20 protein-coding genes and 1 pseudogene are annotated in these 19709 nt (G+C 60.4%); 18 read left to right on the top strand and 3 right to left on the bottom strand.

The features are described 5' to 3' along the window. Positions 1-56: 56 nt before the first annotated feature. A complete protein-coding gene (locus D3M70_RS18500; RefSeq protein ID WP_120127146.1) occupies positions 57-647 on the top strand; it encodes an NTP transferase domain-containing protein in 591 nt (196 codons plus the stop codon). Between the two features lie 96 nt (positions 648-743). Here D3M70_RS18500 and rne read toward each other — a convergent pair whose 3' ends face one another. After that, positions 744-4004, bottom strand: coding sequence for a ribonuclease E (gene rne, locus D3M70_RS18495; protein ID WP_165869841.1), 3261 nt, complete (start codon positions 4002-4004; stop codon positions 744-746). Between the two features lie 716 nt (positions 4005-4720). Between rne and rluC the strand changes: the two genes are divergently transcribed. Genes rluC through sppA form a run of 3 tightly spaced genes read left to right on the top strand, consistent with a single transcriptional unit; the run spans position 4721 to position 7356 of the window. Further along, positions 4721-5680 (top strand): 23S rRNA pseudouridine(955/2504/2580) synthase RluC, encoded by a 960-nt coding sequence (gene rluC / locus D3M70_RS18490; protein WP_120127144.1) that lies wholly within the window; start codon positions 4721-4723, stop codon positions 5678-5680. Beyond that, entirely contained in the window at positions 5670-6350 is a 681-nt protein-coding gene (locus D3M70_RS18485; RefSeq protein ID WP_120127143.1) for an HAD-IA family hydrolase, read from the top strand. The genes rluC and D3M70_RS18485 overlap by 11 nt, the downstream gene beginning before the upstream one ends. A gap of 7 nt (positions 6351-6357) precedes the next feature. After that, entirely contained in the window at positions 6358-7356 is a 999-nt protein-coding gene (sppA, locus tag D3M70_RS18480; RefSeq protein WP_120127142.1) for a signal peptide peptidase SppA, read from the top strand. Between the two features lie 62 nt (positions 7357-7418). Here the strand turns inward: sppA and D3M70_RS18475 are convergent, their stop codons facing one another. After that, positions 7419-7997, bottom strand: coding sequence for a nucleoside triphosphate pyrophosphatase (locus D3M70_RS18475; RefSeq protein WP_165869840.1), 579 nt, complete (start codon positions 7995-7997; stop codon positions 7419-7421). Between the two features lie 106 nt (positions 7998-8103). Here D3M70_RS18475 and D3M70_RS18470 point away from each other — a divergent pair, with 106 nt between their 5' ends. The 14 genes and pseudogenes from D3M70_RS18470 to D3M70_RS18410 all read left to right on the top strand — a co-directional run bounded on the left by D3M70_RS18470 (position 8104) and on the right by D3M70_RS18410 (position 18287). Further along, complete coding sequence (locus tag D3M70_RS18470) at positions 8104-8631, top strand: YceD family protein (RefSeq protein WP_120127140.1); 528 nt, start codon at positions 8104-8106, stop codon at positions 8629-8631. 13 nt (positions 8632-8644) lie between these two features. Then, on the top strand, positions 8645-8827 hold the full coding sequence (gene rpmF, locus D3M70_RS18465; RefSeq protein WP_003179396.1) for a 50S ribosomal protein L32: 183 nt from the start codon (positions 8645-8647) through the stop codon (positions 8825-8827). Positions 8828-8831: 4 nt separating this feature from the next. Next, the gene (plsX, locus tag D3M70_RS18460) at positions 8832-9839 is read left to right on the top strand and encodes a phosphate acyltransferase PlsX (protein WP_120127139.1); all 1008 of its coding nucleotides are present in this window, start codon (positions 8832-8834) and stop codon (positions 9837-9839) included. Positions 9840-9968: 129 nt separating this feature from the next. Further along, positions 9969-10907: an ACP S-malonyltransferase gene (gene fabD / locus D3M70_RS18455; protein ID WP_120127138.1), complete on the top strand. Its 939-nt coding sequence runs from the start codon at positions 9969-9971 to the stop codon at positions 10905-10907. 14 nt (positions 10908-10921) lie between these two features. Continuing rightward, on the top strand, positions 10922-11659 hold the full coding sequence (fabG, locus tag D3M70_RS18450) for a 3-oxoacyl-ACP reductase FabG (protein WP_120127137.1): 738 nt from the start codon (positions 10922-10924) through the stop codon (positions 11657-11659). Between the two features lie 185 nt (positions 11660-11844). Then, positions 11845-12081 carry an acyl carrier protein gene (gene acpP, locus D3M70_RS18445; protein WP_087265500.1) on the top strand — a complete coding sequence of 79 codons (237 nt, stop codon included), beginning with the start codon at positions 11845-11847 and terminating at the stop codon, positions 12079-12081. A gap of 109 nt (positions 12082-12190) precedes the next feature. Beyond that, positions 12191-13435: a beta-ketoacyl-ACP synthase II gene (gene fabF / locus D3M70_RS18440; RefSeq protein ID WP_120127136.1), complete on the top strand. Its 1245-nt coding sequence runs from the start codon at positions 12191-12193 to the stop codon at positions 13433-13435. Beyond that, positions 13435-13751: pseudogene (locus D3M70_RS33360) on the top strand (aminotransferase class IV); the annotation flags it as partial. The gene fabF and the pseudogene D3M70_RS33360, both read left to right, overlap by 1 nt. A 1-nt stretch (position 13752) precedes the next feature. Continuing rightward, the coding region (locus D3M70_RS33355) for an aminotransferase class IV (RefSeq protein ID WP_256659910.1) at positions 13753-14201 on the top strand (449 nt) is incomplete at its 5' end. 3 nt (positions 14202-14204) lie between these two features. Continuing rightward, complete coding sequence (gene mltG, locus D3M70_RS18430) at positions 14205-15434, top strand: endolytic transglycosylase MltG (protein ID WP_120127135.1); 1230 nt, start codon at positions 14205-14207, stop codon at positions 15432-15434. Between the two features lie 19 nt (positions 15435-15453). Further along, complete coding sequence (tmk, locus tag D3M70_RS18425; RefSeq protein WP_120127134.1) at positions 15454-16098, top strand: dTMP kinase; 645 nt, start codon at positions 15454-15456, stop codon at positions 16096-16098. Beyond that, positions 16091-17077, top strand: coding sequence for a DNA polymerase III subunit delta' (locus D3M70_RS18420; protein ID WP_120127133.1), 987 nt, complete (start codon positions 16091-16093; stop codon positions 17075-17077). The genes tmk and D3M70_RS18420 overlap by 8 nt, the downstream gene beginning before the upstream one ends. Positions 17078-17120: 43 nt before the next feature. Continuing rightward, positions 17121-17477: a PilZ domain-containing protein gene (locus D3M70_RS18415; protein WP_037011754.1), complete on the top strand. Its 357-nt coding sequence runs from the start codon at positions 17121-17123 to the stop codon at positions 17475-17477. An 18-nt stretch (positions 17478-17495) separates the two neighbouring features. Continuing rightward, a complete protein-coding gene (locus tag D3M70_RS18410; RefSeq protein ID WP_120127132.1) occupies positions 17496-18287 on the top strand; it encodes a TatD family hydrolase in 792 nt (263 codons plus the stop codon). A gap of 227 nt (positions 18288-18514) precedes the next feature. Here the strand turns inward: D3M70_RS18410 and D3M70_RS18405 are convergent, their stop codons facing one another. Next, positions 18515-19648 (bottom strand): aminotransferase class V-fold PLP-dependent enzyme, encoded by a 1134-nt coding sequence (locus D3M70_RS18405; RefSeq protein WP_120127131.1) that lies wholly within the window; start codon positions 19646-19648, stop codon positions 18515-18517. Positions 19649-19709: the final 61 nt, after the last annotated feature.

Raw genomic sequence — 19709 nt, 5'->3', positions numbered from 1 at the left:
TCTGGCTTGGCCTTTGCATTTACGGCGTCAGACATATTCCAGATCAGAGGACGAGCATGACTGAGACCCTGTGCGCCATCGTCCTTGCTGCCGGGCAAGGGAGTCGCTATAGGCACATCGCCGGCGCTCACCGCAACAAGCTCCTGGCGCAATGCGCAGGGCGTGATGGCGTCGAACGCGCTGTGCTTGAGCATGTGTTGGTCAGCGTGAGCGCGGTTGTCGACAAGATCGTGTTGCTCACCCGTCCCGAGTACTCCAGTGTCGCAGAGCTCGGTTTGCGTTTCGGTTGCGAGGTGGTGGTGCTGGACTCCCCGGGGATGGGGGACAGCATCGCGGCAGCAGTGTCGGCAGAACCCGATCATCGCGGCTGGCTGGTCGTTCTCGGCGATATGCCTTTCATTCATTCGGACACCCTCAAATGCGTAGCTGACTCGATTGCATCTGATGCGATCAGCGTACCTGTGCACCAAGGCCGGTATGGCCATCCGGTGGGTTTCGGGCGTGGGTTCGGTCCGTCGCTGATGACGTTGGCGGGGGAGAAGGGGGCAAAGCGGTTGTTTCAGGGGGCTGCGGTCAAGGAGCTGGCCGTCGATGATGCGGGCGTGCTGTGGGATGTGGACGTGCCTTCGGCGTTGGTTTTCAAATAGAGCGCTATTGGCTCTCGTCTAACCCAGCATCCTAAAAAGCGTCCATAAAAAAGCCCCACCTGCTCACACAGGTGGGGCTTTTTCATTCACGGAAGATTACGAAGGCTTGTGCTCTTTGCTTTCTTCCAGTTCTTCGCCGTGCGCGGTCACGACTTCCTTGACCGGTTTGACGTGGTCGTCAGTGGCCGGTGCCGGGGTGGTGGCGGCTTGCGCTGCGGGCGCCTGTTCAGCGACAGCGTTGGCCTGTGGTGAGGCACTTTCAGCCTGTTTCTGCAGGCGCTCGGCTTCCAGACGACGACGGCGAACTTCACGAGGATCGTTCGGTGCGCGGCCTGTGCTGGCCATCGGCAGTGCTGGTTTCTCGGCAGCAACTGGTGCTGGTGCTGGTGCTGGTGCTGGAGCAGGTTCAGCGGCAGCGGCAGCCGGGGCTGCGACGATTTCCGGTGCGGCCAGTTCGGCTGGCGCTGCCACTACAGGCTCGGCAACAACCGGCTTCTCGACCACTGGGTCAGCGGCTTTCGGCGCTTCGACAGGGGCGGCAACCGGCGCTTCGACCGCTGGCGATGGCGCCGGAGTCTCAACGACGGGTGCTTGAACCACGGCAGGTGCTTCGGATTGATCAGCCTCAGCGGCGGCCTTCACCTGACGCTCGAACGGGCTCAGGCTGGCATCGAACTGTGCGACTTCGACTTCCGGCATGACCGAGCGCTTGACCGGGGCAGCGGCGGTTTCTACAACCGGTGCTTCCACAGCGGCTGCTTCGGTCTTCTCGACCGGTGCCGCGTGCACCGCTGGCGCTTCGACAGCTGCGGTGGCGCGTTCAGCCTGGCGATGGGCGTCGGCTTCGGCGGGGGCGCTGATCGCGCTTTCGGCGACGGCTGCTGTGACCGCCAGACCTGCAGCGATATCGGCAGTGTTGCCTTCCTTGCGAACGCCTTCGTGACCGGCTTCAGCCTGTTCCGAAGCGTCTTCGCTGCCTTCCGAGCCTTCGATCAAATCGCCATTGGCATCACGCTGACGCTCACGACGATTGCTGCGACGACGCTGGCCGCGGGAGCGACGACGAGGACGATCGCCTTCGGCGTGTTCCTGGTTGTCATCCTGCTGCTCTTCAGTGCTGTTCAGCAGTGTTTCGTCTTCGGCTGCAGCGGGGGCCTGCTCGGCACGTGGCTGACGCTCTTCACGCGGTGGACGTGGGGCACGCTCTTCACGCGGTGCGCGCTCAGGGCGTTCTTCACGTGGCACGTTGACGGCAGGAGCGGCGTCCAGCGGTTCGCGCAGTTCACGCACGCGCTCTTCACGCGGCTTGCGGTCTTCACGCGGGGCGCGTGGAGTACGCTCCTCACGCGGAGCGCGTGGCGCGCGTTCTTCACGTGGCGCGCTGTCTTCACGGGCTTCACGTGGTTCGCGCGGTGTGCGCTCTTCACGAGGTGCACGTTCTTCACGGGGCGCACGTTCTTCGCGTGGCGCGCGTTCTTCACGCTCGGCACGAGGGGCGCGTTCTTCACGCGGCTTGCGCTCTTCATCGCGGCGACCGTTACGGCTGCGGCTTTGCTGGCGACCGTTGCGGCGCTCTTCGTTGCGTGCAGGGCGCTCGGCAACCGGCTTCTCGACCACGGCGGCCGGCGCAACAGGCTCTTCCTTGGTGGCGAACAGGCTGACCAGCGACTTCACCAGGCCTTTGAACAGGCTTGGCTCATGAGCGACTGGCGCTGGAGCGACCGGTGCTGCGGCTTCGGTCGGGACCGGCGCGTTGGCGCGGGCGGGCGCGGTCTTGACCGCTGCTTCCTGGCGAACGAGGGTGCGGGTCGCGGCAGCGGGCTGTACTTCTTCCACTTCGGCAGCGGCAGCGGCGATTTCATAGCTGGACTGCAGGCTGTGGGCTTCCGGACTGTCATCGCGCAGACGCTGAACTTCGAAGTGCGGCGTTTCGAGGTGATCGTTCGGCAGAATGATGATGCGGGCACGCGTGCGCAGTTCGATCTTGGTGATCGAATTGCGTTTTTCGTTGAGCAGGAACGCGGCGACCGGGATCGGCACCTGAGCGCGAACTTCGGCAGTGCGGTCTTTCAGGGCTTCTTCTTCGATCAGGCGCAGGATTGCCAGGGACAGCGATTCGACGTCACGGATGATCCCGGTGCCGTTGCAGCGAGGGCAGACGATGCCGCTGCTTTCGCCCAGCGATGGGCGCAGGCGCTGACGGGACATTTCCAGCAGGCCGAAGCGCGAGATGCGACCGACCTGGACGCGGGCGCGGTCAGCTTCGAGGCTCTCGCGGACTTTCTCTTCCACGGCGCGCTGGTTCTTGGCCGGCGTCATGTCGATGAAGTCGATGACGATCAGACCGCCAATGTCGCGCAGACGCAGTTGACGGGCGATTTCCTCAGCCGCTTCAAGGTTGGTCTGCAGGGCGGTTTCTTCGATGTCGCTGCCTTTGGTGGCGCGCGCCGAATTGATGTCGATGGACACCAGGGCTTCAGTCGGGTCGATGACGATGGAGCCGCCGGAAGGCAGTTCGACGACGCGCTGGAAGGCGGTTTCGATCTGGCTTTCGATCTGGAAACGGTTGAACAGCGGAACGCTGTCTTCGTAGAGCTTGATCTTGCTGGCGTACTGCGGCATCACCTGACGGATGAAGGTCAGTGCTTCTTCCTGGGCTTCGACGCTGTCGATCAGGACTTCACCGATGTCCTGGCGCAGGTAGTCGCGGATGGCGCGGATGATGACGTTGCTTTCCTGATAGATCAGGAACGGTGCGGCGCGATCCAGGGACGCTTCCTTGATGGCGGTCCACAGTTGCAGCAGGTAGTCGAGGTCCCACTGCATTTCTTCGCTGCTGCGGCCAAGGCCGGCAGTGCGCACGATCAGGCCCATGTCGGCCGGGGCGATCAGGCCGTTCAGCGCTTCGCGCAGTTCGTTGCGCTCTTCGCCTTCGATGCGACGGGAAATACCGCCCGCACGCGGGTTGTTAGGCATCAGCACCAGGTAACGACCGGCCAGACTGATGAAGGTGGTCAGGGCAGCGCCCTTGTTGCCACGTTCTTCTTTCTCGACCTGAACGATGACTTCCTGGCCTTCGCTCAGGACGTCCTTGATATTGACGCGGCCTTCAGGCGACTTCTTGAAGTATTCGCGGGAGATTTCTTTCAGCGGCAGGAAGCCGTGACGCTCGGAGCCGAAGTCGACGAATGCCGCTTCCAGACTCGGCTCGATACGCGTGATCCGGCCTTTGTAGATGTTGGCCTTCTTCTGTTCGCGGGCCCCGGATTCGATGTCCAGGTCGTATAGGCGCTGGCCGTCTACCAGCGCAACACGCAACTCTTCGGGTTGAGTTGCGTTAATCAGCATTCTTTTCATGTAGTACCGTCGGTTTCCGGGCTGCCGGAAACGGCGTTCGGCACACACGACTTCTCACGGTCGGTGTCAGGGCGCGTCAGGAGTGCTTGGACACTCCAGTGTCTAGCGATATCCGGCCAGCGGGGCCGTAGTCGCGACGACGTTTCCTGCTTGCTGTGGTGACAAATGACACCCTGTCAGCAAAAGCTTGGTCAGGAGGAGGAATCAACCATCGGTAGCGGACGATATGAAGCGTCTTGAATAAAGCCTTGTGCTACACAGTCCGACGGTTGTGCGTCTCCACCCCACACGTATCCCTGATAATTCGGGTGCTGCCGCGCGCTGAATCCGCAGCGGGTTTGCATTTACGCGATCTTCGATGGGAAGTTCACGCGTCATGGCTCAAATTAAGGCGTGGTTTCCGAAGCATTCGCCCGAAACGTCTGCCAGCGACTGCACTTTGTGAACTGGCCGTGAAAATGGGCCTCGAAGGCGAGTGACTCACTCTGCGATCGGGCTTGTTTCAGGCCTCATGTCACCTGCGCTCGTTACGCTTGCTGACCTTCCGTTGTCACCGAAAGCCCCGTAGGACGGCCTCGCGCCCTCGTGAATTGCGTTGGGCAGGGCCGGCTGTCATACCGTTTGTCCGCTGTCCAGGCCGCTTTTGGCGGCGTTCGCGACTATAGCAGCAATCATTAAGTGCTTCAAATCCATAAAAAATTGTTATGATTTGCGCCATGACGAATATCACCCCCCCAACCCCCGGCGTTCAGCTGGTAGAGGTTGCGCCGGAACTTGCCGGTCAACGCATCGATAATTTTCTGATCACGTACCTCAAGGGCGTTCCCAAGACCTTGATTTACCGCATTTTGCGCAAAGGCGAAGTGCGAGTGAACAAGGGGCGGATCAAGCCGGAGTACAAGCTTCAGGCGGGCGACATCGTGCGCGTTCCGCCCGTTCGGGTGCCTGAACGTGACGAACCCGTGCCGGTTGCACAGGGATTGTTGCAGCGCCTGGAAGCGGCCATTGTCCATGAAGACAAAGGGCTGATTGTCCTCAACAAGCCGGCCGGCATCGCGGTTCATGGCGGCAGCGGCCTGAGTTTCGGTGTCATCGAAGCCTTTCGTCAGTTGCGTCCCGACGCCAAGGAGCTCGAACTGGTTCACCGTCTGGATCGGGACACTTCCGGCCTGCTGATGATCGCGAAGAAACGCAGCATGTTGCGCCACCTGCATGAGCAGTTGCGCGGCGACGGCGTCGACAAGCGCTATATGGCGCTGGTTCGTGGCCACTGGGCGACATCGCAGAAGCAGGTCCGTGCTCCGTTGCTCAAAAGCAACCTGCGCTCCGGCGAGCGCATGGTCGAAGTGAACGATGAAGGCAAGGAGGCGCTGACCCTGTTCAAGGTGCTGCGCCGCTTCGGTGATTTCGCAACGATGGTCGAGGCCAGGCCGATTACCGGTCGTACTCACCAGATCCGCGTGCACGCTTTGCATGCCGGGCACTGCATCGCCGGTGACAGCAAGTACGGTGACGAAGACTTCACCCGCGAGATTCGCGATCTGGGCGGCAAGCGTCTGTTCCTGCATGCTTATGCCCTGACCGTGCCGCTGCCCGATGGCGGCGAGCTGAAGCTTGAGGCGCCTGTCGATGAGATGTGGGCCAAGACCGTGGAGCGATTGCTGAGTGCGCCGTGATTACGAACTGCTGATTTTCGATTGGGATGGCACGCTGTCCGACTCCATTGGTCGTATCGTCGAAGCGATGCGCACCGCAGCAGGCCTTGCGGGCCGGCCGGTGCGCGACGAGCTCGCAATCAAGGGCATCATCGGCCTGGGCTTGCCGGAGGCGATCCGGACGCTGTATCCCGACATTACCGCCAACGACCTCATCGATTTTCGTCAACATTACGCTGATAGCTATATGGCGATGGATGTCGAACCATCGAGGCTCTTCGATGGCGTTCGCGAGTCGCTGGAGGCGTTTCGTGCCGAGGGCTATCGGATGGCGGTCGCCACCGGCAAGGCACGGCGAGGCCTGGATCGGGTGCTCAAGGCTCATGGCTGGCTCGAATACTTCGATGCCACCCGCGCAGCGGACGAAACGGCGAGCAAGCCGGATCCGCTGATGCTCAACGAAATCCTGGAACATTGTGGCGTGCAGCCAGAGAAGGCGCTGATGGTGGGGGATGCGTCATTCGATCTGCAGATGGCGCGCAACGCCGGCATGGACTCCGTAGCGGTCGGCTACGGCGCACAGGCGCTGGATTCCCTGCTTCAGTTCGAACCGCGGCTGGCGATCAATCATTTTTCCGAATTGCGTACCTGGCTGGGTACGCGGACTGCCGAATCTTCGTTGTTGGGGTAATTGATCTATGTCGGACGAATGGAAAGCACCGTCTTCGCAGCGTGAAGACGGCGATAGCAAGGCCGATGCAAAAAGCTGGAAGCTGCTGGAAAAGACCCTGCTGGCGAGCGTGCAGGAGCAGCGTCGCTCCCGCCGTTGGGGAATCTTCTTCAAATCCCTGACGTTTATTTACCTGTTCGTGGCGTTGGCGATCTTCTCGCCGTTGATGGATTTCGAGAAGGGCGCTTCTCGCAAATCGAGCCACACGGCGCTGATCGAGGTAAAAGGCATGATTGCCGATACCGAGGCCGCGAGCGCTGACAATATTGTTGGCAGCCTGCGTGCCGCGTTCGAGGATGAGAAGACCAAGGGCGTCATTCTGCACATCAACAGTCCGGGCGGCAGTCCAGTGCAGTCGGGTTACATCTATGACGAAATTCGTCGTCTGCGCGCGCAGAAGCCGGATATCAAGGTGTACGCCGTGATCACTGATCTGGGTGCTTCCGGCGCGTATTACATTGCCAGTGCTGCAGATGAGATCTATGCCGACAAGGCGAGCCTGGTGGGCTCCATTGGTGTGACTGCGGCCGGTTTCGGCTTTGTTGGCACCATGGAGAAGCTGGGCGTGGATCGCCGCACGTACACCTCGGGTGAGCACAAGGCATTTCTCGACCCGTTCCAGCCGCCAAAGCCGGATGAGACCGCATTCTGGCAGGGGGTGCTGGATACGACCCACAAGCAGTTCATCGCCAGCGTGAAGGCCGGGCGCGGTGACCGCCTGAAAGACAAGGATCATCCGGAGCTGTTCTCTGGTCTTGTCTGGACCGGCGAGCAGGCAGTGGCTCTGGGTTTGGTGGATGGTCTGGGCAGTGCCAGCTACGTTGCGCGTGATGTGATCGGCGAGAAGGAAATGGTCGACTACACCGTTCAGGAGTCGCCGTTCGATCGTTTCTCCAAGAAGCTGGGCTCCAGCGTCGCAGAGCAGATCGCCATGTGGGCAGGTTTCAAAGGCCCGTCGTTGCGTTAAAGGCTCGCTGAGTCAAAGAGAACCCGGCCATTGGTCGGGTTTTTTATAGGATGGGGCAAAGGTCAGGGGATTTGAACGCCTTCCGTCGTGAGCATGTCCACAAGCCTTATTAAAGGCAGGCCGATCAGGCTGGTGGCGTCCGGGCCTTCAGTCGACCGAAAGAGGCTGACCCCCAATCCCTCGGCCTTGAAGCTGCCTGCGCAGTCGTAGGGTTGTTCGGCGCGAAGGTAGCGACTGATACGCTCATCGTCCAAAGCGCGCATGTGCACCGTGAAAGGAACGCAGTCGACCTGGCATTGCCCTGTTCGGCTGTTGTACAGGGCAAGCCCGGTGAGGAAACTGACGCTCTTGCCACTGCTGGCGCCCAGTTGCTCCATTGCGCGTTCGAACGTGTGAGGCTTGCCGAGAATCTGTTCGCCCAGAACGGCAACCTGATCCGAGCCGATGATCAGATGGTCAGGAAAGCGAGTCGCCAGCGCAATGGCTTTTTCTTGCGCCAGCCGTTTCACAAGTGCGGTGGCTGATTCGCCGGGACGATGGCTTTCGTCGATGTCCGGTGACGCGCAGACGAACGGCAGACGCAGGCGTTCGAGCAATTCCCGACGATAAGGCGAGCTGGAAGCAAGGAGCAGAGGCAGCATGGGGTTCTCCAAAACATGAAAGTCGAGTGTAATCAGAGGGTCAGGTTGCGAACAGTCCTGAATTTCCTTTGACAGTCGGGAACCTCGTCCCTAGAATGCTGCGCCTATGTTGAATGACCCGATTCCACCTCACGTTGACCCGCGCAAATTAGCTGATCGTGGCACTACTCTTCAGGGAGAGATGCTGCTGGCTGATTTGGAGAGACTCTGCGACCCGCTTGCTGACAATCTCGGTACAGTGCAGGCGAAATTCGTTTTTGAACGAGACGAGCAACGCGCCGTGGTTATCCACAGCGAAATCGACGTCGAAGTCAAAATGGTTTGCCAGCGTTGTCTTGAGCTGGTCACCCTGCCGATCCACAGCGAATGCAGTTACGCCGTGGTGAAAGAGGGTGCAAACACCCAGTCGTTGCCGAAAGGCTATGACGTGCTGGAACTCGGCGAAGATCCATTGGATCTGCTGGCGTTGATCGAGGATGAGCTTCTGCTCGCCTTGCCCATTGTGCCAACTCATGATCCGAAAGAATGCCAGCAGCCGGCGGGCCTCGATGAGCCCGAGCCGAGCGTGGACGAGGTAACGCGGTCCAACCCGTTCAGTGTATTGGCGCAGTTAAAGCGTGACCCAAACGTTTAGGAGTTAATCAATTATGGCTGTTCAGCAGAACAAAAAATCCCGCTCTGCCCGTGACATGCGCCGTTCGCACGACGCTCTCGAGGCTAGCACTCTGTCTGTAGAAAAAACCACAGGTGAAGTTCACCTGCGTCACCACGTATCGCCAGAAGGCGTATACCGTGGCCGTAAAGTGATCGACAAGGGCGCTGACGAGTAATTTCTTGTCCGCTCCGGTCATCGCGATCGACGCAATGGGCGGGGACTTCGGTCCCCGCAGCATTGTTCAGGCCAGCATCGCCTGCCTGCTTGCTACTCCCTCGCTCCATCTGACCCTTGTCGGTCAAGCCTCCCTTCTTGAAGAGCTCATCGCACGCCACTCTGGTGTCGATCGTTCACGCCTGCTCGTCGCCAATGCCAGTGAAGTCATCACCATGGATGACCGTCCCTCCCTTGCCTTGCGGGGCAAGCCGGATTCGTCGATGCGCGTGGCATTGCGGCTCGTTGCGGATGGCGCTGCGCAAGCATGCGTGAGTGCCGGTAATACCGGCGCGCTGATGGCGCTCTCGCGATTCGTGCTCAAGACATTGCCCGGCATTGATCGTCCGGCGATGGTGGCAGCGATTCCCACTCAGCGCGGCTATTGTCAGTTGCTGGATCTGGGGGCGAACGTCGATTGCAGTGCGCAAAACCTCTATCAGTTCGCGGTGATGGGGTCGGTAGCTGCCGAAGCGCTGGGCGTGACGCGACCAAAAGTCGCGCTGCTCAATGTCGGCACTGAAGACATCAAGGGCAATCAGCAGGTCAAACTGGCGTCCAGTTTGCTGCAAGCCGCACCTGGGCTTAACTACATTGGTTTCGTCGAAGGTGACGGCCTGTATCGTGGCGAGGCGGATGTGGTGGTCTGCGACGGATTTGTCGGGAACATCCTGCTCAAGTCCAGTGAAGGTCTTGCAACGATGATCGGCGAGCGAATCGAAACATTGTTTCGTCAAAATGTGCTGTCCAGAGCCGTTGGTGCCGTGGCGATGCCGCTGCTCAAGCGTCTCAAGGCCGACCTGGCGCCTGCGCGCCACAACGGCGCAAGCTTTCTCGGTTTGCAGGGCATTGTGGTAAAGAGCCATGGCTCCGCGGGTGCGCAAGGCTTTCAGAGCGCGATCCAGCGTGCGCTGATCGAAATACAGGAGAATCTGCCAGAGCGCCTTCACGGCCGTCTGGAAGAGCTGCTCTGAGGTGTCTTGAGCTAGAATGTGACCCTCGTGACTGCTTGGTCATCCCAATCACCAGTTGCAACACTTTGAATTTCATCGCGTTCGGCATAGCCGGACGTTTTTTCGACGACAATAATCAGGGGCTTGTCAATGTCTGCTTCCGTCGCATTCGTCTTTCCGGGTCAAGGCTCGCAGTCCCTCGGCATGCTGGCCGAGCTGGGCGCGCAGTACCCACTGATCCTGGACACGTTCAAAGAAGCCTCAGATGCTCTGGGCTATGACCTCTGGGCTCTGATCCAGCAAGGTCCTGAAGAAAACCTCAACCAGACCGACAAAACCCAACCTGCGATTCTGGCCGCGTCGATCGCCTTGTGGCGTCTGTGGCTGGCCGAAGGTGGTGTGCGTCCGGCCTTCGTCGCCGGTCATAGCCTGGGTGAATACAGCGCGCTGGTCGCCGCTGGCAGTCTGTCCCTTGCCGACGCGGTCAAGCTGGTCGAACGTCGCGGTCAGCTCATGCAAGAGGCCGTGCCAGCAGGGCAGGGCGGCATGGCTGCGATTCTCGGGCTGGACGATGCCGACGTCATCGCCGCCTGTGCAGAAGCCGCTCAGGGTGAGGTCGTCAGCGCCGTGAATTTCAACTCGCCGGGCCAGGTCGTGATCGCCGGTGCCAAGGCCGCTGTCGAACGTGCCATGGAGGTCTGCAAGGCCAAGGGTGCAAAGCGCGCCCTGCCGCTGCCGGTCAGCGTGCCGTCCCACTGTGAGCTGATGCGTCCTGCCGCCGAGCGTTTCGCCGAGTCCATTGCCGCCATCGACTGGCAGGCACCGCAGATCCCGCTGGTGCAGAACGTCAGCGCCAGTGTGGTTTCGGATCTGGACACGCTGAAAACCGATCTGCTTCAACAGCTGTACAAGCCGGTCCGCTGGGTCGAGTCGATCCAGGCGCTGGCCGCCAATGGCGCGCTGCAACTGGTCGAGTGCGGTCCAGGCAAAGTACTGGCGGGTCTGAACAAACGTTGCGCCGATGGCGTGAACACCCACAACCTCAATACCCCGGATGCCTTCGCCGCCACTCTCGCGGCGCTGGCCTGATAAGGAGAACCTGCATGAGTCAGGGTAAAGTTGCACTGGTCACCGGTGCGAGCCGTGGCATTGGTCGGGCGATCGCCCTGGAATTGGGTCGTAACGGCGCCACTGTGGTGGGCACCGCAACGACAGAATCCGGTGCCGAAAAGATCACCGCCTATTTCAAGGAAAACGGCGTCGAAGGCTTCGGTATTGCACTGGACGTCGGCAGTGACGAGTCGGTCAGTGCCGTGCTGGCTCAGATCCAGGAGCGTGTTGGCGCGCCGTTGATTCTGGTCAACAACGCCGGTATCACCCGTGACAATCTGATGATGCGCATGAAGGATGACGAATGGCATGACGTCATCAATACCAACCTGAACAGTCTGTATCGCCTGTCCAAGGGCGTTTTGCGCGGCATGACCAAGGCCCGTTGGGGGCGCATCATCAGCATCGGCTCCGTGGTGGGTGCCATGGGCAACGCAGGTCAAGTAAACTACGCCGCCGCGAAAGCGGGTCTGGAAGGTTTCAGTCGCGCGCTGGCGCGTGAAGTCGGCTCGCGGGCAGTGACCGTGAATTCGGTCACTCCAGGGTTTATCGATACCGATATGACCCGCGAGTTGCCAGAGGCACAACGTGATTCCCTGACGGCCCAGATTCCTCTGGGCCGACTGGGGCAGGCTGAAGAGATTGCGCATGTGGTCGCTTTTCTTGCCTCGGAAGGTGCAGGCTACGTTACCGGGGCTACAATCCCCGTTAACGGCGGCATGTACATGTGACTTCCCGTATCGAAAAAATGTCATACGGGCTGTCTAAAATCCGTTATAAAGCTGAAATCTATTAATGGGTCGAGGGCGATGGGCGTAGCGGGAATTGCGTTTAGCTTGAAAAGCGCAAAACCTCTTCTATACACTTACCCATCGGCCAGCTGCCTGAATTTGTCCACTAGGAGTTAAAACACGGTATGAGCACCATCGAAGAGCGCGTCAAGAAAATCGTTGCTGAACAACTTGGCGTCAAATCTGAGGAAGTGGTCAACACCGCTTCTTTCGTTGAAGACCTGGGTGCCGACTCCCTTGACACCGTTGAGCTGGTGATGGCTCTGGAAGAGGAATTCGAGACCGAAATCCCTGACGAAGAAGCCGAGAAGATCACCACTGTTCAAGCTGCTATCGATTACGTTACTGCCCACCAGGCGTAAGATTTTGTAATCGTTGCTCGCTGTCCTGGAAAAACCGCACTGCCTCAGGCGTGCGGTTTTTTCTTTAAACAGGGCAGCGTTTCGTCACTAGAAGAAAAAGGAGAGTCCTGTGTCGCGTAGACGCGTCGTGGTCACCGGTATGGGTATGCTGACGCCATTGGGCAACGATGTGCCCAGTACCTGGCAAGGCATTCTGGCTGGCCAGAGTGGCATTGGCCTTATCGAGCACACGGACCTTTCGACTTACTCGACCCGCTTTGGCGGTTCAGTCAAGGGATTCAAGGTCGAAGACTACCTGTCGCCCAAAGAGGCACGCCGTCTCGATCTCTTCATTCAGTACGGTCTGGCGGCCAGCTTTCAGGCTGTACGCAATGCCGGCATTGAAATCACCGACGCCAATCGCGAGCGCATCGGCGTGGCCATGGGTTCCGGTATCGGCGGTCTGACCAATATCGAGAATACCAGCCGTCTCCTGCATGAGCAGGGGCCAGGCAAGATCTCCCCGTTCTTCGTACCGGGTTCGATCATCAACATGATTTCCGGTTTCCTGTCGATCCATCTGGGCGCACAGGGGCCGAACTACGCCATCGCTACCGCATGTACCACGAGTACGCATTGCATCGGCATGGCGGCTCGCAACATCGCTTACGACGAAGCTGATGTCATGATCGCCGGTGGCGCTGAGATGGCGGCCTGTGGTCTGGGCATGGGCGGCTTTGGCGCTTCTCGTGCATTGTCGACCCGCAACGACGAGCCGACCCGGGCCAGCCGTCCTTGGGACAAGGGTCGTGATGGTTTCGTGCTGTCCGACGGCGCTGGCGCACTGGTCCTCGAAGAACTGGAACACGCCAGGGCTCGCGGCGCGACTATCTATGCCGAGCTCATCGGCTTCGGCATGAGCGGCGACGCGTTCCATATGACCTCTCCACCGGATGACGGCGCAGGCGCGGCACGCTGCATCACCAACGCGCTGCGCGATGCGAAAATCACCCCGGATCAAGTGCAGTACATCAATGCCCACGGCACCTCGACACCGGCGGGCGATCTGGCTGAAGTCAACGCGATCAAGTCGGTCTTCGGCGAGCACGCCTACAAGCTGGCCGTCAGTTCCACCAAGTCCATGACCGGCCATTTGCTGGGTGCGGCAGGTGCGATCGAAGCCATCTTCAGCGTTCTGGCGATCAACGGCCAGGTGGCGCCGCCGACCATCAACCTCGATGAGCCGGGCGAAGGCTGCGATCTGGACTTCGTTCCACATGAGCCTCGCAACATGCCGATCGACGTCGTGGTGTCCAACTCCTTCGGTTTCGGCGGAACCAACGGCTCGCTGGTATTCCGTCGGTTCGCCGAATGATCCTGAGCTGGATCGACGGTGCGCCGGCTGACTCTCTGTCTGTAAAGGATCGGGGGCTGGCCTACGGCGATGGTCTGTTTGAAACCATCCTGGTCAAGGCGGGCCGGCCATTGCTGTTCGAGCGTCATATTCAGCGCCTCGCGCTGGGTGGCCGGCGCTTGGCGATCGCGCTGGACCTGCAGCTGATCGAAAGCGAATGTCGGTCGTTTGCACTGCAGATGACTGAAGGGGTGATGAAGCTGATCGTCACTCGCGGCGATGGCTTGCGCGGTTATGCGCCGGCGACGGGTACGACGCCTCGGCGTTTTCTGCAAGGNTCTTTCCCTGCAAGACCCGTCTTGCCGAGCAGCCGCTTCTGGCTGGTCTCAAGCACCTCAATCGTCTCGAACAGGTCATCGCGCGCGGAGAGTGGCAGGATGCCGAGCATGCCGAGGGATTGATGCGTGACACTTCGGGTCGAGTCGTAGAAGGGGTCTACAGCAACCTGTTCATGGTCAAGGGCGGTGTGTTGCTGACGCCGGACCTGACGCGATGCGGCGTGGCAGGCGTCATGCGCGCCGAACTGCTGTCTGTCGCCGAGCAGGCGAACATGCCCGCTCGCGCGCTGGACCTGCAGATGTCCGATCTGCAGAAGGCGGACGAAGTGTTCCTCTGCAACAGCGTCTATGGCATCTGGCCCGTGCGCGCATTCGAGCGACTGAACTGGCCGGTTGGGCCTGTCACCCGTAAACTGCAAAGTCTTGTTCGCGGGCTTCTGGATATCTGATTCGTGATCCGAAAATTATTCGTCTTGCTGGAAGCAGGTGTGGTTCTGGCAGGGCTGTTACTGGGTCTGGCCTTCTGGCAACAGAACAACGCGTTGCAACAACCCCTCAATCTGTCTCAGGAGCAACTGCTCGACGTGCCGTCAGGCTCGTCGCCTACCGGCGTGCTCAATCGCCTGCAGGCGGACGGGGTGATCAAGGACGCCTTTCTGTTGCGCCTGTACTGGCGCTTCAACCTGTCCAGCCAGTCGCTGCACAGCGGTGAGTACCGCATGACGCCGGGCATGAATGCCCGGTCTCTGCTGACATTGTGGGAAAAGGGCGATGTCGTGCAGTACAGCCTGACGCTGGTCGAGGGCTGGACCTTTCGTCAGGTTCGTGCCGCGCTGGGTAAGCAGGCCAAGCTCGAGCAAACCCTGACGAACCTGAGCGACAGCGAAGTGATGGCGAAACTGGGGCATCCCGATGTCTTCCCGGAGGGTCGCTTCTTTCCCGATACGTATCGCTATGTGCGCGGCATGACCGATGTCGAGCTGCTCAAACAGGCTTACAACCGTCTGGACGAGGTGCTTCAGGACGAGTGGGACAAGCGTGCGGCGGATGTGCCCTACGTCGATCCTTACCAGGCGTTGATCATGGCCTCGCTGGTGGAGAAGGAGACCGGCGTGCCGCAAGAGCGTGGGCAGATCGCGGGAGTCTTCGTGCGTCGTCTGCAGCAGGGCATGTTATTGCAGACCGATCCGACCGTCATCTATGGTCTTGGCGAGCGTTACAACGGCAAGATCACTCGCGCGTTCCTGAAAGAAGCCACGCCGTACAACACGTACGTGATCTCCGGTTTGCCACCCACGCCCATCTCCATGGTGGGTCGCGAAGCCATTCACGCGGCGATGAACCCCGTGGCGGGCAACAGTCTGTATTTCGTGGCGCGGGGCGATGGCAGTCATGTGTTCTCGGCCGATCTGGACGCCCACAACGCAGCGGTGAAAGAGTTCCAGCTCAAGCGCCGCGCCGATTACCGTTCCAGCCCGGCGCCGATTGTGGTGCCAACGCCTGGTGTCGATCCTGTGCTGACCGCAGAAAAACCGGCGGTTGAACCCGAGCCGACCCCTGCGCCCGAATCGGCGGCGCCACAAGCGGCGCCGGCTCAGGAGGAGGCGCCCGCCGAGCCGGCGGATGTGCCGCACGACGCCAAAGACGACGCGCAAAAGAAGGGCGAGCAGCGCCCGCAATGAATCTGATTAAGGACGGCCTGTGACTGGTTTGTTTATTACCCTGGAAGGACCTGAAGGCGCGGGCAAGAGCACTAACCGCGAATACCTCGCCGAGCGCCTGCGCGCCCAAGGCATCGACGTGGTTCTGACCCGCGAACCCGGCGGGACCCCGTTGGCCGAGCGTATCCGTGAGCTGTTGCTGGCACCCAGCGATGAGGCGATGGATGCCGATACCGAGCTGCTGCTGGTGTTCGCAGCGCGTGCTCAGCACCTGGCGGCGGTGATTCGTCCCGCGCTGGCACGTGGCGCGGTGGTCCTTTGTGATCGGTTCACGGATGCGACGTACGCGTATCAAGGTGGCGGTCGCGGGCTGTCGGTCGAACGCATCGCAGCCCTGGAAAACTTCGTGCAGGGCGACCTGCGCCCAGATCTGACTCTGGTATTCGATTTGCCGGTGGAAATCGGTCTGGCCCGTGCCACCGCGCGTGGTCGCCTGGACCGCTTCGAGCAGGAAGGCCGTGCGTTCTTCGACGCGGTGCGCAGTACCTACCTCGCACGCGCGGCCGCCGCCCCCGAGCGATATCGGCTGGTCGAGGCCGCGTTGCCGCTGGATCAGGTGCAAGCGTCTCTCGATGGGTTGCTGCCGGACCTGTTGAGCCTGCTGGCAGAACGTCAGAATGGCTGACGCCTATCCCTGGCAACAGGCGCTCTGGCAGCAACTGGCCGGCCGCCGGCAGCACGCTCATGCCTACTTGCTGCATGGGCCGGCGGGCATCGGCAAGCGGGCGCTGGCCGAGCGCTTGATGTACCTGTTGCTGTGTCAGCAACCGCAGGGTCTCGAGGCGTGTGGTCACTGCAAATCCTGTTCCCTACTGGGGGCAGGCAGTCACCCCGACAACTATGTGCTGGAGCCGGAGGAAGCGGACAAGGCGATCAAGGTCGACCAGGTCCGCGAACTGGTCAGTTTCGTGGTCCAGACCGCGCAGATGGGCGGGCGCAAGGTCGTGCTCATCGAGCCGGTCGAGTCGATGAACATCAACGCCGCCAACGCTTTGCTGAAAAGCCTGGAAGAGCCCTCTGGTGATACCGTGCTGCTGTTGGTCAGCCATCAGCCAAGTCGCCTGTTGCCGACGATCAAGAGTCGCTGCGTGCAACAGGCCTGTCCGCTGCCAAGCGAGGCGATGAGTGTCGCCTGGCTGGCCGACGCCTTGCCTGAATGCTCGGAAGAGGAGCGTGTCGAACTGCTGACCCTGGCGGCAGGCTCGCCGCTCGCCGCGGTCAAGCTTCAGGCGCAGGGCGTTCGTGAACAGCGCGCCTTGGTCGTGGATGGCGTCAAGAAGCTGCTCAAGGGCCAGCAATCGCCGACGCAGCTGGCGGAAGGCTGGAAAGATATCCCGCTGTTGCTGCTCTTCGACTGGTTCTGCGACTGGTCGAACCTGATTTTGCGCTACCAGTTGACCGACGATGAAAACGGCCTTGGCCTGGCGGACATGCGCAAGGTACTGCAATACCTTGCGCAGAAATCCTCCCAGACCAAAGTGCTCGCGATGCAGGACTGGGTCCTGCTGCAGCGTCAGAAAGTGCTGTCCAAGGCGAACCTGAACCGCGTTTTATTGCTCGAAGCGTTATTGGTGCAGTGGGCATCCTTGACCGGACAGGGTTAGACTGGCCATCTGCATGACGTCAGTATTGCCCGAGGAGGTTGAGATGAGCGTGCCACTGAGCCCAGGTCCACGTAACGGCATCCTGTCCCTGACCATCAAGGACAAGTCCGTCCTGTATGCTGCCTACATGCCGTTCATCAAGAATGGCGGGCTGTTCATCCCTACCAGCAAGAGCTACAAGCTGGGCGATGAAGTGTTCATGCTGCTCAATCTGATGGACGAGCCGGAGAAGATCCCCGTCGCCGGCAAGGTAACCTGGATCACGCCCAAGGGCGCTCAGGGCAACCGCGCAGCGGGCGTCGGTGTGCAGTTCAACGACGGCGACAATACCGCGCGAAACATGATCGAAAACTATCTGGCCGGAGCGCTTAAGTCCGACCGTCCTACCCATACGATGTAATGAGTTGCCGCGATTCCCATGCTTGTAGATTCCCATTGCCACCTTGACCGTCTCGACCTCGCCGAACACGCGGGCTCCCTCGACAACGCCCTGCAAGCGGCTCGCGGGCGCGGCGTTGGACATTTCCTGTGTATCGGCGTCAGTGCCGATAACGCGGGTGCGGTCAAAGCCCTGGCTGAGCGCTACGACGATGTCGATTGCTCGGTCGGCATTCACCCGTTGGACCTCAAGCCGGGCGAAGCGCCTGCCCTGGACTGGTTGCTCAACGAGTTGAATCACCCTCGCGTCGTCGCCATTGGCGAAACCGGGCTGGATTATCACTACGAGCCGGAAGCGGCCGAATTGCAGCAGGCGTCGTTCCGTTTGCACCTGCAGGCCGCCAACGCGACCGGCAAACCGGTGATCGTTCACACCCGTTGCGCGCGTGCCGACACGCTGGAGCTGTTGCGCGAAGCGGCATTGCCCCAGGCCGGGGTCCTCCATTGCTTCACCGAAGACTGGGACATGGCCAAGGCCGCGCTGGATCTGGGCTTCTACATCTCGTTATCCGGCATCGTGACCTTCCGCAATGCCGATGCACTGCGCGATGTGGCAAGCAAAGTGCCCGCCGATCGCTTGCTGGTCGAGACCGACTCACCGTATCTGGCGCCGATACCCTACCGGGGCAAGCCCAACCTGCCGCAGTACGTACGCGAAGTGGCGGAGTTTCTGGCGATGCTGCGGGGCGAGTCCTACGAGCGCTTCGCCGAGCAGACCACTGAGAACTTCAAGCGGCTGTTTCCGTTGGCCCGAGTCAGGGATGCCGCCTGATCGCTCGAATCTCAGGCAAAAAAAACCCGGGTTCTGGGGGGTGAATCCGGGTTAAGACCATTAGGAGTAAAACAAAGACACGCTATCCATTGGTGTCTTTACCGATGCCGGCACTTGGGGGAGATGCCGCATCAGCGAATTTAAGTATTGGTCATAATCCGCAGGCGTCCAGCGCCCGGCTGTACGTTTTTTAAACAGTTTTGGAATATCAGACCGCTGCTGCTACCTCAATGCGTCGCAATGCGCTGCACTATGGACAGTGTTTCCTCGATCACGCGGGGTTCTGTATAGAAATGCGGCGAAAATCTTATTCCTGGCCCACGTGGCAAGCACACCACCTGATTCTGCATCAGTGACTGCCAGACCTGTGGTGTCGGCTTGTCGTCGATGCTGAACGTCAGGATGCCGGAGCGTCGCCGGATTTCGAGGGATGAATGCACTGTCACTCCGCCGATGGCGCTCAGACCCTGCTCCAGCCATCCCACGCGTTCGAGCACTGACCTGCCCACTTCCTTCATGCCCACTTCTTCCAACAGCGACAGGCTTGCATCCAGCGCCATGGCGCCGAGGGTGTTAGGGCTGCCGCATTCGAAACGCTGGGCGCTTGACGCCGGTCGCCATTCATCACGGCCATAGTCGCCAGAGTGTTCCAGCATGTGCCAGCCGAATTCATGCAGTTTCAACTGTGGACGCAGTTCAGCGCGGCAGTAAAACACCCCGAGGCCTTCAGGGCTGCACATCCATTTGTGGCCGTCCGCCATGGCGAAATCGCACTGGCTGGCCTGAACGTCGAAGGGCAGGGCACCGATGTGTTGAATGGCGTCGATACAGAACAATACGTTGCGCTGCCTCAACCCGTGCCCCAGGCGGTCGATGTCCAGGCGGGTGCCGGTGGCGAACTGCACCGAACTGATGGACAGCAGACGGGTTCGGGGTCCGCACGCCGCCAGCAACGCGCCCTCCGGGTCCGTGCCTTTGAGGCTGACCTGAATGACATCTACGCCTTGTGGTTTCAGCGCCTCCCAGACGATCCGATTGGACGGGAATTCTTCATCGCTGATGACCACGTTGTCGCCCGCTTTCCAGTCGAGGCCAAAAGCGACAAATGACAGGGCTTCCGAGGTGTTTTTGACCAGTGCGATATCGTCGATGGACGGTGCGTTCAGCAGTCGCGCAAGTCGTTCACGAAGGCGTTGCTCGACCTTCATCCAGTCCGGATAGTCCCGCGCCCCCAGTAAAACGTTCTCTTCAGCGAATTTGCGCACCGCGACGGCGGTGCGTTTTGGCCAGGGGCCTACCGCTGCATGGTTGAGATAACGCAAATCCGGGGCTTGAGCGAATTCGTCAAGAAACGTAGACATGGTCGGATGATCCGTGCAATTTGCCGCAAGTTAGGCATAATGTGCGGCTTCGATTTTGAAC

The organism is Pseudomonas sp. LS-2, assembly GCF_003605735.1.
Lineage (GTDB): Bacteria > Pseudomonadota > Gammaproteobacteria > Pseudomonadales > Pseudomonadaceae > Aquipseudomonas.
Note: the sequence above shows the minus strand (reverse complement) of the source record. Positions and strands in the feature narration are given on the sequence as shown.

Excerpts from the sequence above, each read along its gene's own strand:
- D3M70_RS18500 (WP_120127146.1), top strand. The coding sequence starts at position 57 with ATGACTGAGACCCTGTGCGCCATCGTCCTTGCTGCCGGGCAAGGGAGT.
- rne (WP_165869841.1), bottom strand. The coding sequence starts at position 4,004 with ATGAAAAGAATGCTGATTAACGCAACTCAACCCGAAGAGTTGCGTGTT.
- rluC (WP_120127144.1), top strand. The coding sequence starts at position 4,721 with ATGACGAATATCACCCCCCCAACCCCCGGCGTTCAGCTGGTAGAGGTT.
- sppA (WP_120127142.1), top strand. The coding sequence starts at position 6,358 with ATGTCGGACGAATGGAAAGCACCGTCTTCGCAGCGTGAAGACGGCGAT.
- D3M70_RS18475 (WP_165869840.1), bottom strand. The coding sequence starts at position 7,997 with ATGCTGCCTCTGCTCCTTGCTTCCAGCTCGCCTTATCGTCGGGAATTG.
- D3M70_RS18470 (WP_120127140.1), top strand. The coding sequence starts at position 8,104 with ATGTTGAATGACCCGATTCCACCTCACGTTGACCCGCGCAAATTAGCT.
- rpmF (WP_003179396.1), top strand. The coding sequence starts at position 8,645 with ATGGCTGTTCAGCAGAACAAAAAATCCCGCTCTGCCCGTGACATGCGC.
- fabD (WP_120127138.1), top strand. The coding sequence starts at position 9,969 with ATGTCTGCTTCCGTCGCATTCGTCTTTCCGGGTCAAGGCTCGCAGTCC.
- fabG (WP_120127137.1), top strand. The coding sequence starts at position 10,922 with ATGAGTCAGGGTAAAGTTGCACTGGTCACCGGTGCGAGCCGTGGCATT.
- acpP (WP_087265500.1), top strand. The coding sequence starts at position 11,845 with ATGAGCACCATCGAAGAGCGCGTCAAGAAAATCGTTGCTGAACAACTT.
- D3M70_RS18420 (WP_120127133.1), top strand. The coding sequence starts at position 16,091 with ATGGCTGACGCCTATCCCTGGCAACAGGCGCTCTGGCAGCAACTGGCC.
- D3M70_RS18415 (WP_037011754.1), top strand. The coding sequence starts at position 17,121 with ATGAGCGTGCCACTGAGCCCAGGTCCACGTAACGGCATCCTGTCCCTG.
- D3M70_RS18410 (WP_120127132.1), top strand. The coding sequence starts at position 17,496 with ATGCTTGTAGATTCCCATTGCCACCTTGACCGTCTCGACCTCGCCGAA.
- D3M70_RS18405 (WP_120127131.1), bottom strand. The coding sequence starts at position 19,648 with ATGTCTACGTTTCTTGACGAATTCGCTCAAGCCCCGGATTTGCGTTAT.